We start from the raw sequence: 12777 nt of genomic DNA, 5'->3' as shown, positions 1-12777 counted from the left end.
AGATTCAGCAGCGAAATTCAGCGGCGCAAGATGGCCCGTATGGGGCTGGCATCGGCGCTCATGAGCTTGAGGGGCAGGGCAATCAACTCGTAGTCACCCTCGGTCACCTCGTCCAGCACCAGGTTTTCCAGCACGCGCAGGCCGCGCTGGCGAATCACTTGGTGGCTGTCCAGCGTCTTGCTGTCGGCGGGGTCGATGCTGGCGCTGTCTATGCCAATCAGCAGCACGCCCAAGTCGGCCAGAGCGCGCACGGTCTCAGGGTGGTAGGCGCTCAGTTGGCTGTCCCACTGGGCTACGGGCATGCGCTCGTAGGTGCGCACCAGCACACGCGGCGGCAGGTCGGTCAGCGCGTGGCGCAGGTGCTCCAGGGTGATGAGTCCACCACCAGCAGGCTGGATGGCGTGGATCACGCGGCAGGGCCCTATATAGGGCGTCAAATCCAGCTCGCCTGCGGTTTGCCCCTCGGGGTCGTAGTGCAGCGGTGCATCGCCATGCGTGCCCACGTGGGGCGATAGGGTGATGCTGGCCACATTGACCGGGCAACCCGGCCCGATGGTGGCACCCCATTGCTGTTGATAAGGTGTGTCCCCGGGGAAGACGGGGCTGCCGGCGTACACCGGCGCAGAAATGTCCCAGATGGTTTTTGGCATGGCCCGGAAGGTACGGGCCTTGGAAATACCGTGGTGTCGGTTTTTTCCAACAATTAATGGTTTTCCATGAAAAAATAGGCACTCTTTTGCACAAAGTACTTGCTTTGCAAAAGCCAACTACCCTTTTATCGCCATTTTTAGAAAGATACCCATGCGTTTTGCTGTGTTGTTTACCGATCCCCCCAGCATGAATGCCGTGCGTGAGCAGCATGGCCAAGCCCACTTGCAGTTTTTGCAGGCGCATGCCGATGAAATTTTGATCGCAGGCGGTCTGCGTGATGAGCCCGGTGGTGCCTTCACCGGTGGGTTGTGGGTGGTCGAAGCAGCCAGCATGGAGCGCGTGCAGGCCTTGCTGGCGCTAGACCCTTATTTCCAGTATGGGGAGCGCCAGTACCAGATCAAGGTGTGGGGTAAAGCGTTTGCCGACAAACAGGTACTGTTGTAGCCCCTCACACCCTGCGCTGCCACCACCATAGGCTGCCCAGCGCGGCCACCCATGCGGCGATGCAGGCGATGAGTGGCCTGGCATCGGCCGCTTGGGCAAATACGCCCACCAGCAAGCCCGATAGCGGTTGGCTCAGGTTGTTGAGCAGCACCAGCACCCCCGTGGTTTTGCCCAGGTCTTGGGCGGGCACCAAGCGCTGGCGCAGCATGCGGTTGTAGACGGCGAACATCTTGTCAAAGCCAATCACCAGCAAAAAGCCCGCGGTGTAGGCCCAAGGGTGGGGTACGAGCAGGGTGATGAGCACGCCAACCCACATCATGGCGTAGGCCATCATGCCGTTGGTGTGGCCGCGCCATTGGCTACGGGCTATCCACGCCAGCACGGCGATGGTGGCCATAGCACCGCCCGTTTGCAGGTGGGCGTATTGGCTGGGTGTCTGCTGCAGCCAACCCATGAACATGGCCGCTGCCGTGGCTTGTGTAATGCCCAGCATGAGGGTGATGCCCGAGGTGATGAGGGTGGCGGTTTTCAGTCCTTTGACATGCCACAAATGCCCCAGCGCTGTACGCATGGCGGGCCACCAGTTTTGGGGTTCATCGGCGGCGTGGTGGGGGCGAATCACGGCACTGCGTTGCCACCAAGCGAGTGATAAGTCGGCCAGTACAAACAGCACGGCGGTGATGACCAGCACGCCTTGCCAAGGCAGCAGTGCCAAGGCCAAACCAGCCAAGGCTGGGCCCGCCACCATGCCGATTTGGTCGGCAATTTGGGTTTGTGCCACGATGCGCTGCAACCCGTGGCCGCTTTCAAATGCCAGGGGCAATAGCACTTCGCGACCCATTACGCCTTGGGTGGTGAAGACACCGCAGGCAGCGGAAATAATGACCAGCACCACGATGTCGGTGTGCCCCGGCAGCAGGTGCGGGGCGATGTAAGGCAGCACCCACAGCAGTACGCCGCAGGCACTGACAGCAGCGCGCCACATTTGGCTTTGGCGCAGTAGCTGCAGGGGCGGGTGGCGGTCACTCAAAATGCCGCAAATGGGGTAGGAACCAAAGCGCGCCAAGGACTCCACAAAGAACGCCCAGCCCGTGAGCGAGGTGCTTTGGGTGTGCTGGTACACCACCAGAGGGACGATGAACAGCAGGATTTGGTCTGCCAGTCGCGCGAGAAGAAGAGACAGGTAAAACGGTGTGGCCGTTGGGGTTGTTGCTATAGCCATGCACTCAACTTTAGCAGCCCCTACAATGGCCCAATGATTGCGCGTGAACCTACTCTTGAACGGCTGGCAACGGCCAAGCATTTGTTGCTATCTCCTTTTGGTTTGGATGAACAAGACCTGCACCGGGCGCTGGCTGTCATCCAGCAGCACAAGGTGGATGATGCAGACCTGTACTTCCAATACACCCGCAGCGAGGGGTGGAGCTTGGAGGAGGGCATTGTCAAAACCGGATCTTTCTCCATCGACCAAGGGGTGGGTGTGCGTGCCGTAGCGGGCGAGAAAACCGCCTTTGCTTATTCGGATGACATATCGGCTGCATCACTGCTTGATGCAGCCCAAACCGTACGCACTATTGCGGCTGCAGGCCAAGATGGACGCGCTAAGGTTGCTAGTAAAAAGATAGCAAGCAAGATTGCCAAGAGCCGCAGTTTGTATGGTGCGCTAGACCCCATCGACAGCCTAGACAGCACCGCCAAAGTGGCTTTGCTGGGAGAAGTGGAGCGCCTCGCCCGCGCCAAAGACCCGCGTGTGGTGCAGGTCATGGCCGGCTTGGCCAGTGAATACGACGTGGTGCTGGTGGCCCGTGCGGATGGCACCTTGGCAGCCGACGTGCGCCCCTTGGTGCGTTTGTCCGTTACCGTGATTGCCGAGAAAAACGGCCGCCGCGAAGTGGGTTCCGGTGGCGGTGGTGGGCGTTTTGGTTTGGCCTATTTCAGTCCAGAGCAAATCAGCCAATACGTGGATCAGGCTGTGCACGCGGCATTGACCAATTTGGATGCCCGCCCTGCGCCTGCTGGCGAAATGACGGTGGTACTGGGCAACGGCTGGCCTGGCGTGCTGCTGCACGAGGCGGTAGGCCATGGCTTGGAAGGCGACTTCAACCGCAAGGGCAGCAGTGCATTCAGTGGTCGTGTTGGTCAGCGCGTAGCTGCCAAGGGCGTGACGGTACTCGATGACGGCACCATTGCCAACCGCCGTGGCTCGCTCAACGTAGACGATGAAGGCAATGCTACCCAGCGCACTGTGCTCATTGAAGATGGCATTTTGCGTGGCTACATCCAAGACAACATGAATGCGCGCCTCATGGGTGTCAAACCCACGGGCAATGGCCGCCGTGAGAGCTATGCCCATTTGCCCATGCCGCGCATGACCAACACCTACATGCTGGCTGGAGACAAAGACCCGCAAGAGATCGTGCAAAGCATCAAGAAGGGCCTGTACGCAGTCAATTTTGGCGGTGGTCAGGTGGACATCACCAGTGGCAAGTTTGTGTTCTCGGCCAGCGAAGCGTATTGGGTGGAAAACGGCAAGATTCAGTACCCCGTCAAGGGCGCAACACTCATTGGCAGTGGCCCCGAAAGCCTCAAGAAGGTGTCCATGATTGGCAACGATTTGGCACTGGACAGCGGTGTGGGCACCTGTGGCAAAGAAGGCCAAAGCGTGCCCGTCGGTGTGGGGCAACCCACCTTGCGCATCGATGGTTTAACCGTCGGTGGTACTGCGTAAAAAAGTTGTGCTACATTGAACCCCATGTTCAAGACATCTTTCTTCTTTGGTTACTTTTGGTTCTCTGGCTGCACCGGCGGTCGAGAGGTCTGAACGTACCAAGACAGAAAAGTACCCAGACACCCAACCGCCGGCACCCCCGGCGGTTTTTTTTTACCTATTCAGACCAGGAGCCACCGCATGACAGACGCAGCAACCGCTTGGGCAGGCCAGCAGCAACCTGCCGATCGCACCAGCCAGACCGACGACGCCCGTATCAAGGACATCACCATGTTGCCTCCTCCCGAACACCTGATCCGCTTCTTCCCCATCCGCGGCACGGCCATGGAAAAGCTGGTGACCGACACGCGCAAGACCATCCACCGCATCATGGCGGGCAAGGATGACAGGCTGCTGGTCATCATCGGCCCTTGTTCCATCCACGACCCCGCAGCCGCCGTGGATTACGCACGCCGCCTCAAGGTGCTGCGCGAGCAGTACAAGGACACGCTGGAAATTGTCATGCGCGTGTATTTCGAGAAACCCCGCACCACCGTGGGATGGAAAGGGCTCATCAACGACCCGTATTTGGATGAGAGCTTTCGCATCGACGAAGGCCTGCGCATCGCTCGCCAGTTGCTGATGGAGATCAACCGTTTAGGCTTGCCTGCTGCCAGCGAGTTTTTGGATGTGATTTCGCCCCAGTATTTGGGCGACCTCATCAGCTGGGGTGCCATTGGTGCACGCACTACTGAGAGTCAAGTGCACCGCGAGTTGGCTTCCGGTTTGTCTGCCCCCATTGGCTTTAAGAACGGAACCGATGGCAATATCAAAATCGCCACCGATGCGATCCAAGCAGCCGCAGGTGGTCACCATTTCTTGTCGGTGCACAAAAACGGCCAAGTGGCGATTGTGCAAACCCAAGGCAACCCCGATTGCCACGTCATCTTGCGTGGCGGCAAAACCCCCAATTACGATGCCCAGAGCGTGGCCGCTGCCTGTGCTGAGCTGGCCAAAGCCAAGTTGCCTGAAACGCTGATGGTTGATTGCAGCCATGCCAACAGCAGCAAGCAGCACGAGCGCCAATTGGATGTGGCCAAAGACATTGCCACCCAAGTGGCGGGTGGTTCGCACCGCATTTTTGGGGTGATGGTGGAAAGCCATTTGTGCGCGGGCGCCCAAAAGTTCACACCCGGCAAAGACGATCCGAGCAAGTTGGCTTATGGCACCAGCATCACCGATGCGTGCTTGGGCTGGGATGACTCAGAAACGGTGCTCAGCGTGCTGTCGCAAGCGGTGCAAACCCGCCGTGGTTGATGGAGAGTGATTTGTAACAACGCAGGCCAGTTGCGTGGTGGCTGGCCTGCTTGTTGCACAATGGGGTATCCACAGCCCCTCTTCTGTATTGACCCTATGTCCGAGTCAGAATCAGAACAGAATGATTCCGCGCCTGCGTTTGCAGCGCCCCATCAAGTTGCAAACGATAGGCGCAAAGAAAACCGCAAGTTGCTACACACCCACGTCATTTTGACGCTGCAAGATGGCACGCAGCTCGATGAATACAGCTTGGACATCAGTGACTCAGGCATGTGCGTGTCCTCCCAATTGAACTTGCATCCAGGTGATACGTGCAGCGTGTTCATGCGCTTGGTACTGCAGTACGGTGTGGCCGAGTTCTCTGCACGCGCCAAAATCAACTACAGCGTTTTGGCGCGCGAGGCCGGTGGCTTCAAGATTGGTCTGAATTTCTTGTCCCTGAGCCAAGCCGCAGAGGACACATTGCGCCACTATCTGCGCGATTAGTCGTGCTGCGTTAGCTTGGGCTCCGTTTTAGTGCAGCGTGCGCTGGGGGCGCAGAGACTCCATCACCGGATCGGGCTGACCGCCTTCTGCCAAGTGGGTGCGGTACCAGACACTCAAAATAGTGCTGACGATGGGGCCAGGATCGGATTGCACCTTGGTCACATCCCAGCCGTTGAGCAGGCAAATGCGGGTGATCAAGTCCATATCCATGTCAATGGCTTGGTCATCACAGCGGCGTAGCTTGAGGTCGGCAAAGCGCGCGCCATCGGGCAGTTTCAGGGTCAGGGTGGTGTCAGGGGTGGGGGTGGTCACGCGGGGGCTCCTTCCAGCAAGGTATTGCGCAGCAGGCCGTGGATACCACCAAAGCCGCCGTTGCTCATGCACAGCAAATGGTCACCGGGGCGCACGGCGTGGGCGACTTGCTCCAGCAGTGCAGCAATGGTGGGGGCCACTTGGGCGCGTTCGCCCATGCTGTGCAGGGCTTCATGGGCGTTCCAGTCCAATCCGCCGCTGTGGCAGAAGGCCAAGTCGGCTTCTTCCAAGCTCCAAGGCAGCTGCGCTTTCATGGTGCCTAGCTTCATGGTGTTGGAGCGGGGTTCAAAAATTGCCAAGATGCGCCCAGATCCCACACGGCGGCGTAGTCCGTTGATGGTGGTGCGAATGGCCGTGGGGTGGTGGGCAAAGTCGTCGTAAATGGTGACGGCGGGGCTACCTGTTTGTCCTTTGAGCACGCCTTGGGCCACCACCTCCATGCGGCGTTTGACGCTTTCAAAACGACTCAACGCTGCTGCGGCTTGCTCGGGAGAGACACCCACATGGTCAGCGGCTGCCATGGTGGCCAAGGCGTTGAGTTGGTTGTGCACCCCAGTCAGCTCCCAGCGCACGTGGGCTACGGGCTGGTGTTGGTGCAGCACGGCAAAGTCGTGCGGTTCACCATGGGTTTGCCAGTCCGAGTCGGTCGCGCCAAAGCTGCGCAAACCGCTCCAGCAGCCCATGCCCAGCACGCGTTGCAGGCTTTCTTCTAGGCCATTGACGACTACGCGGCCTTGGCTGGGCACGGTGCGTACCAAGTGGTGAAACTGGCGCTCGATGGCCCTCAAGTTGTCAAAAATATCGGCGTGGTCGAATTCCAAGTTGTTGAGCACCGCTGTGCGGGGGCGGTAGTGCACGAACTTGCTGCGCTTGTCGAAAAAGGCGGTGTCGTACTCATCGGCCTCGATGACAAAGCAATCGCCTTGGCCCAAGCGGGCCGATACGCCAAAGTTCTGCGGCACACCGCCGACCAAAAAGCCAGGTTGCAAACCAGCTTGTTCCAGCACCCAAGCCAGCATGCTGGTGGTGGTGGTTTTGCCATGGGTACCTGCCACGGCCAGTACATGGCGGCCTTGCAGCACGTTTTCAGCCAACCACTGGGGCCCGCTGGTGTAGCGTGCACCGCTGTCCAAAATGGTTTCCATCAGGGGAAATTTGGGGCTGCCATCGGCCAAGCGGGCGCGGCTGACCACGTTGCCAATGACAAATACATCGGGCTTGAGCGCCATTTGCTCGGCACCAAAACCCTCTATCAACTCGATTCCCAAAGCGCGCAATTGGTCGCTCATGGGTGGATAAACACCGGCATCGCAACCGGTCACACGATGGCCTGCTTCACGCGCCAAGGCGGCCAAGCCGCCCATGAAAGTACCGCAAATACCCAATATATGAATGTGCATACAGGTATTTTATGCCGCTTGAGCCCGTGGATATTGCTGGAGGCGCTATAAAAACAATAGCAAACAGCATGTGAAAACTGTTGGAGCAGAGCAGCAGGCACAATGCAGCCATGGACGATGAGAAATCAGAAATAGCCGCTGTGGCGGCACGTTGGGTGGTGGAAGAAGGGCTGGACTTTGCGGCGGCCAAGCAGCGCGCGGTCAAGGCGCTGGGTTTGGGGGCTCGTGCGCCCTTGCCCGACAACCTGCAGCTGGAAGAGGCCGTGCAGGAATACATCAGCATTTTTTGCGCCGACACGCAGCCGCAAGAGTTGCGCGTGCTGCGCGAACTGGCCTTGCAGTGGATGCAGCGCATGGCTGTGTTCCATCCGCATATCAGCGGCGCGGTGTGGCACGGCTGGGCTACGCAGCACAGTGATGTGTTTATCCAGCTTTTTTGTGATGACCCCAAATCGGCCGAAATTGCTTTGATCGATGCAGGCGTTTCCTACGAACCCCATACCATGCGGGGACTGCACGGCGACCCCGTAGAGGCTTTGAGTGTGCATGTGCCCATACCGCAGTGGCACACCACTGTGGGAGTGCATTTGCAAATATATGACGCTGATGATTTGCGCGGTGCCTTGCAAGCCGATGGCTTGGGACGCAAACCGAGAGGCGATGCGGCCGCACTGAGTCGTCTGCTGGAGGCTCACCATGGTTGACCGCATGGCAGACCAAGGGCGTCGCCGTTGGCTGGCTTGGATGGGGGCCGGTTTGGGGGTCGCTGCTACGGCAGGCGTGGCGTGGTGGTCTTGGCGGCGACAATCTGCAGCCCATGGGGCAGATACCATGGCCGATACCACCGTTGATGCGGCCTTGGCCGCCCTTTGGCAGCAGCAATGGCCAACGCCCAGTGGTGGCGTTCTGGCCATGCAGTCTTTGCGTGGCAAACCCATAGTGCTCAATTTCTGGGCCAGTTGGTGTGCGCCTTGTGTGCAAGAAATGCCGATGCTGGACGATTTTTTTGCCCAAACCCAAGGCGCAGGTTGGCAGGTGCTTGGTTTGGCCGCCGACAAAATGGAGTCGGTGCAGCGGTTTTTGTCCCAACATCCTGTGACCTATCCGGTTGCGGTGGTGGATACGGCAGGCATTGCCCTGTCGCGCACGCTGGGTAATTTGGTGGGGGGCTTGCCCTTTACCATCGTGTTGGATTCACAAGGGCGCGTGCTGCAGCGCAAAATGGGTCGCTTGCAAGAGGGGGATTTGGCTGCTTGGAAGGCGCTAAAATAGAGACCTCTCTCTAGCCCTGCGACGGGCTTTTCTCGCCTCGCCCAGTTTTTGGATGCAGGTAAAGATGATCGAAGTTATTATTTTTTGACTGTAGATCAGTGATTTTCGGCGCGAATTGGTGCATTTCTGCGCTACAGTCGCGCTTTCGTTAAATTCCGGTTTGATGGAGTATTCATGGACCTTCGTAAACTCAAAACCCTGATTGATCTGGTGTCTGAATCCAATGTGTCTGAGTTGGAAATCACCGAAGCCGAAGGCAAGGTGCGCATTGTCAAGGGGGGTACGGGTGCAGTGGCGGTGGCCGCTCCAGTGTATGCAGCGCCCATGGCGGCAGCGCCAGTAGCGGCTCCCGCAGCAGCGCCAGCGGCTGCTCCTGCGGTGGAAGCAGCGCCTGTCGTCACAGGCCACACTGTCAAGAGCCCCATGGTGGGTACGTTCTATCGTGCATCGGCACCCGGCGCCAAGTCTTTTGTGGAAGTGGGCAGCGTGGTGAAAGAGGGTGACACCATCTGCATCGTGGAAGCGATGAAGATTCTGAACGAGATTGAATCCGATAAGTCTGGCACCGTGACACAAATTCTGTGCGACAACGGCCAAGCCGTGGAATACGGCCAACCTCTGTTCATCATCGAATAAGCACCAGACCATGTTCAAGAAAATTTTGGTCGCCAACCGTGGCGAGATTGCCTTGCGCATCCAACGTGCGTGCCGCGAACTGGGCATCAAGGCGGTGATGGTGTATTCCGAAGCGGATCGTGAAGCCAAATACGTGAAATTGGCCGAAGAAGCGGTTTGTATTGGCCCAGCACCATCGGGTCAAAGTTATCTGAATATGCCTGCCATCATTTCGGCTGCCGAAGTGACCGATGCAGAAGCGATTCACCCCGGTTATGGCTTTTTGAGTGAAAACGCAGACTTTGCTGAACGCGTTGAGCAAAGTGGCTTCCAGTTCATCGGCCCTACACCCGAGTCCATCCGCATCATGGGGGACAAGGTGTCGGCCAAGCAGGCCATGATCAAGGCTGGCGTGCCCTGCGTTCCTGGCTCGGAAGGTGAATTGCCTGAAAGCCCTGCAGAAATCAAGCGCATTGCCAAATCCATTGGTTACCCCGTCATCATCAAGGCGGCAGGCGGTGGCGGCGGACGCGGTATGCGTGTGGTGCACACCGAAGCGGCCCTGATCAACGCGGTGACCATGACCAAGGCCGAAGCGCAAGCAGCATTTGGCAATCCTGCGGTCTACATGGAAAAGTTCTTGCAGAACCCACGCCACGTGGAAATTCAGGTGCTGGCCGACAAGCACAAGAACGCCGTGTATTTGGGTGAACGCGATTGCTCTATGCAACGCCGCCACCAAAAGGTGTTGGAAGAGTCCCCTGCGCCGGGCATTAACCGCAAGTTGATTGAGCGCATTGGTGAGCGTTGTGTCGCCGCCTGCAAGCGCATTGGCTACCGTGGTGCTGGTACCTTCGAGTTCTTGTACGAAGACGGTGAGTTTTATTTCATCGAAATGAACACCCGCGTGCAGGTGGAACACCCTGTGACCGAAATGGTGACCGGTATTGACATCGTCAAGACCCAAATCATGGTGGCTGCTGGTGAAAAGTTGCCCTTTACCCAGCGCGACATCACGCTGCGTGGCCATGCCATCGAGTGCCGCGTGAACGCGGAAGATCCGTACAAGTTCATTCCATCACCCGGTCGCGTGACACTGTGGCATGCACCCGGTGGCCCTGGCGTGCGCGTGGATTCGCACGTGTACAACAACTACTTCGTGCCCCCCAATTACGACTCCATGGTGGGCAAAATCATTGTGCACGGCGACACCCGTGAGCAAGCCATTGCCCGTATGCGCACTGCATTGGCCGAGACCGTGGTGGAAGGCATCTTGACCAACATTCCATTGCACCGTGATTTGATGGTGGATGCCAAGTTCAACGAAGGTGGAACCAACATCCACTACCTTGAGCACTGGTTGGAACAGCGCAAGCGCTAAGGATGGCTATGTTTGAATTGCGGTTGTTGGCTCCCGAGGACAAGGTAGAACTGCTCAGCGATGCGCTCGATGAACTCGATGCGCTGAGCGTGAGTGTGGAAGATGCGGATGCCCAAACCGATGCAGAAAAGGCTTTGTTTGGGGAGCCCGGTATGCCCCCGCCCAAAGCGGGTTGGAACCGCTCACGCATCACAGCCTTGTTCAGCGAGGCAAAAGCCGCAGCCTATGCCCAAGAAGTGTTGGAAGCACAGCCTTTTTACGAAGATTGCAGCACAGTGGGTATTGAGCAGGTGCAAGACCAAGACTGGGTGCGTTTGACCCAGTCGCAGTTTGCCCCGGTGGAAATCACGCCCGAGTTCTGGATCGTGCCAACTTGGCACGAGCCACCAGCAGGAGCGCAGCACATCATCCGTCTCGATCCAGGTTTGGCCTTTGGCACTGGCACGCATCCCACCACGCGTATGTGTTTACGCTGGATAGCGCGCAATGCCATGCCTGAGCGCGTGTTGGATTACGGCTGTGGTTCTGGGATTTTGGCCATCGGTGCTGCCAAGTACGGCGCGGCCTCCATCACAGGCGTGGACATTGATGATGCAGCCGTGGAGTCCACTTTGCAGAATGCCCAAGCCAATGGTGTGACTGTGCAAGCAGGTTTGCCGGAACTGGCCCAAGGCCAATACGGGGTGGTACTGGCCAATATTTTGGCCACCCCACTCAAGGTGCTGGCACCACTGCTGTGTGCGCATGTGCAAGCCAGCGGGCATCTGGTGCTGGCAGGCATTTTGGAGCGCCAAGCCGATGAACTCAAGGCCGCATACGCACCTTATTGCGCGTTGCAAGTGGCCGATAGTGAAGATGGCTGGATTTTGATGACCGCATCTTTCTAACGGCACCACTGCACGGGCGAGTGGCTACTGTGGGATGGTCTGGACTCCCTACAATGGCGGTATGAGTCTGATCACCCAATGCCCAGCCTGTATGACCATGTTCAAGGTCGTGCCAGACCAATTGCGTGTGTCAGAGGGGTGGGTTCGTTGTGGCCAATGCGATGAGGTATTTGATGCCCAAGCACACCTCATAGATCCCAAGTCCATTCACTTGGATGTATCGCCCCAGCCAGAGGTGCGAGTCCAAGCCACTGGGCGAGAAACGCCAAGCGTCCCCGCCACACCAGTGGACGGTGCTCGCCCTAGTGCGGTGGCCACGCCTGAGCAGGTAACGACGTCCTTGATGCCCGATACGGAGCCTTTGCTGGTCTCTGAGCCTTGGACTGAAGAGCTTGAGCAGCTCGGGACCCCTGCTGTGCACCATGAGGCAGAGCCATCGGTGCCTTCATTCATGCAGGGTACAGCGCCAATCAGTGTTTGGAAGCGCCGCCTCACCTTGGCTTTTGCCATACTGCTCTCTACCGCATTGGTGGGGCAATTTGTATGGCGTGAGCGCGATCGCATGGCTGCTGCGTCACCAGCGGTGGAGTCACTGTGGCAGAGAGTGTGTGCCAGTACCGGATGCGCGCTGCATCCTTGGCGCGATGTTGAAGCACTCATGCTGGAGAGCTCGTCTTTTGTCAAACTGCGTGGCAAGGTTTACCAAATTCAGGCTGAAATCCGCAATCGTTCAGCCATGCAGTTGGCTGCACCTGCCTTGGAGTTGACATTGACGGATACCCAAGAAAAACCTGTGGTTCGCAAAGTCTTGTTGCCCGAGCAGGTCTGGGGGGCCAAAAAGACCCTGACAGCACAAGAGTTGGCAGCGACCGAGTTTGCTTTGGAAATCAGCTTGCCTGATGCAGACAAAGTGGTTTCTGGTTATCGATTGATTGCTTTTTATCCATAAAAAAACCCAAGCAAGGCTTGGGTTTTTTACAAAGGCAAAGCCTTTTTCTCAAGGTTTGTTCCCTGTTGGAAAGGGCCATGCAGCTTGGGGGCTCAAAGTGGTTTGAGCGCTGGGGGCTGCGGGCTTTTTCGCAGGGGCGGCAACGGCTTTCTTGGCTGGAGCGGCTGCTTTTTTAGCAGGAGCTGCGGCCTTCTTGGCAGGGGCGGTTGCTTTTTTAGCAGGAGCTGCAGCCTTCTTGGCGGGAGCGGCTTTCTTGGCTGCTACCTTTTTGGCTGGAGCGGCTGCTTTTTTAGCAGGAGCTGCGGCCTTCTTGGCGGGAGCGGCTTTCTTGGCTGCTACCTTTTTGGCTGGAGCGG

The 12777-nt window shown here is 58.0% G+C and carries 14 protein-coding genes and 1 pseudogene; 10 read left to right on the top strand and 5 right to left on the bottom strand.

Annotated elements, in window-relative coordinates:
- Window positions 1-17 precede the first annotated feature (17 nt).
- Complete coding sequence (kynB, locus tag KIK84_RS03495; RefSeq protein ID WP_214121618.1) at window positions 18-650, bottom strand: arylformamidase; 633 nt, start codon at window positions 648-650, stop codon at window positions 18-20.
- Window positions 651-801: 151 nt separating this feature from the next.
- Here kynB and KIK84_RS03490 point away from each other — a divergent pair, with 151 nt between their 5' ends.
- Complete coding sequence (locus KIK84_RS03490; RefSeq protein WP_214121617.1) at window positions 802-1095, top strand: YciI family protein; 294 nt, start codon at window positions 802-804, stop codon at window positions 1093-1095.
- A gap of 4 nt (window positions 1096-1099) precedes the next feature.
- Here KIK84_RS03490 and KIK84_RS03485 read toward each other — a convergent pair whose 3' ends face one another.
- On the bottom strand, window positions 1100-2317 hold the full coding sequence (locus tag KIK84_RS03485) for an MFS transporter (RefSeq protein WP_214121616.1): 1218 nt from the start codon (window positions 2315-2317) through the stop codon (window positions 1100-1102).
- A 33-nt stretch (window positions 2318-2350) separates the two neighbouring features.
- Between KIK84_RS03485 and tldD the strand changes: the two genes are divergently transcribed.
- From tldD to KIK84_RS03470, 3 genes are all read left to right on the top strand, one after another.
- Window positions 2351-3823 carry a metalloprotease TldD gene (gene tldD / locus KIK84_RS03480; RefSeq protein WP_214121615.1) on the top strand — a complete coding sequence of 491 codons (1473 nt, stop codon included), beginning with the start codon at window positions 2351-2353 and terminating at the stop codon, window positions 3821-3823.
- 180 nt (window positions 3824-4003) lie between these two features.
- Window positions 4004-5119, top strand: coding sequence for a 3-deoxy-7-phosphoheptulonate synthase (locus KIK84_RS03475; RefSeq protein ID WP_214121614.1), 1116 nt, complete (start codon window positions 4004-4006; stop codon window positions 5117-5119).
- Window positions 5120-5179: 60 nt separating this feature from the next.
- Window positions 5180-5605, top strand: a complete 426-nt coding sequence (locus KIK84_RS03470) for a PilZ domain-containing protein (RefSeq protein WP_349815895.1) — start codon at window positions 5180-5182, stop codon at window positions 5603-5605.
- 27 nt (window positions 5606-5632) lie between these two features.
- Here the strand turns inward: KIK84_RS03470 and KIK84_RS03465 are convergent, their stop codons facing one another.
- Window positions 5633-5917: a hypothetical protein gene (locus tag KIK84_RS03465; protein ID WP_214121612.1), complete on the bottom strand. Its 285-nt coding sequence runs from the start codon at window positions 5915-5917 to the stop codon at window positions 5633-5635.
- Complete coding sequence (gene mpl / locus KIK84_RS03460) at window positions 5914-7317, bottom strand: UDP-N-acetylmuramate:L-alanyl-gamma-D-glutamyl-meso-diaminopimelate ligase (protein ID WP_214121611.1); 1404 nt, start codon at window positions 7315-7317, stop codon at window positions 5914-5916. Before mpl ends, KIK84_RS03465 begins: the two co-directional genes overlap by 4 nt.
- Window positions 7318-7427: 110 nt before the next feature.
- Between mpl and KIK84_RS03455 the strand changes: the two genes are divergently transcribed.
- The 6 genes from KIK84_RS03455 to KIK84_RS03430 all read left to right on the top strand — a co-directional run bounded on the left by KIK84_RS03455 (window position 7428) and on the right by KIK84_RS03430 (window position 12421).
- Window positions 7428-8021, top strand: coding sequence for a hypothetical protein (locus KIK84_RS03455; RefSeq protein ID WP_214121610.1), 594 nt, complete (start codon window positions 7428-7430; stop codon window positions 8019-8021).
- A complete protein-coding gene (locus tag KIK84_RS03450) occupies window positions 8014-8589 on the top strand; it encodes a TlpA family protein disulfide reductase (protein ID WP_214121609.1) in 576 nt (191 codons plus the stop codon). Before KIK84_RS03455 ends, KIK84_RS03450 begins: the two co-directional genes overlap by 8 nt.
- A gap of 174 nt (window positions 8590-8763) precedes the next feature.
- The gene (accB, locus tag KIK84_RS03445; protein WP_214121608.1) at window positions 8764-9225 is read left to right on the top strand and encodes an acetyl-CoA carboxylase biotin carboxyl carrier protein; all 462 of its coding nucleotides are present in this window, start codon (window positions 8764-8766) and stop codon (window positions 9223-9225) included.
- Window positions 9226-9235: 10 nt separating this feature from the next.
- Window positions 9236-10585 carry an acetyl-CoA carboxylase biotin carboxylase subunit gene (accC, locus tag KIK84_RS03440; protein ID WP_214121607.1) on the top strand — a complete coding sequence of 450 codons (1350 nt, stop codon included), beginning with the start codon at window positions 9236-9238 and terminating at the stop codon, window positions 10583-10585.
- 8 nt (window positions 10586-10593) lie between these two features.
- Window positions 10594-11472 (top strand): 50S ribosomal protein L11 methyltransferase, encoded by an 879-nt coding sequence (gene prmA, locus KIK84_RS03435; protein ID WP_214121606.1) that lies wholly within the window; start codon window positions 10594-10596, stop codon window positions 11470-11472.
- A gap of 61 nt (window positions 11473-11533) precedes the next feature.
- On the top strand, window positions 11534-12421 hold the full coding sequence (locus KIK84_RS03430; protein WP_214121605.1) for a zinc-ribbon and DUF3426 domain-containing protein: 888 nt from the start codon (window positions 11534-11536) through the stop codon (window positions 12419-12421).
- 48 nt (window positions 12422-12469) lie between these two features.
- Here the strand turns inward: KIK84_RS03430 and KIK84_RS03425 are convergent.
- Window positions 12470-12777 (bottom strand): annotated as a pseudogene (locus tag KIK84_RS03425) (histone); the annotation flags it as partial.

It is taken from the genome of Curvibacter sp. CHRR-16, from assembly GCF_018474005.1.
Taxonomy (GTDB): Bacteria; Pseudomonadota; Gammaproteobacteria; order Burkholderiales; family Burkholderiaceae_C; genus Allorhodoferax.
The sequence above is the reverse complement of the archived record's forward strand: the minus strand, read 5'-3'. Positions and strand labels throughout refer to the sequence as shown.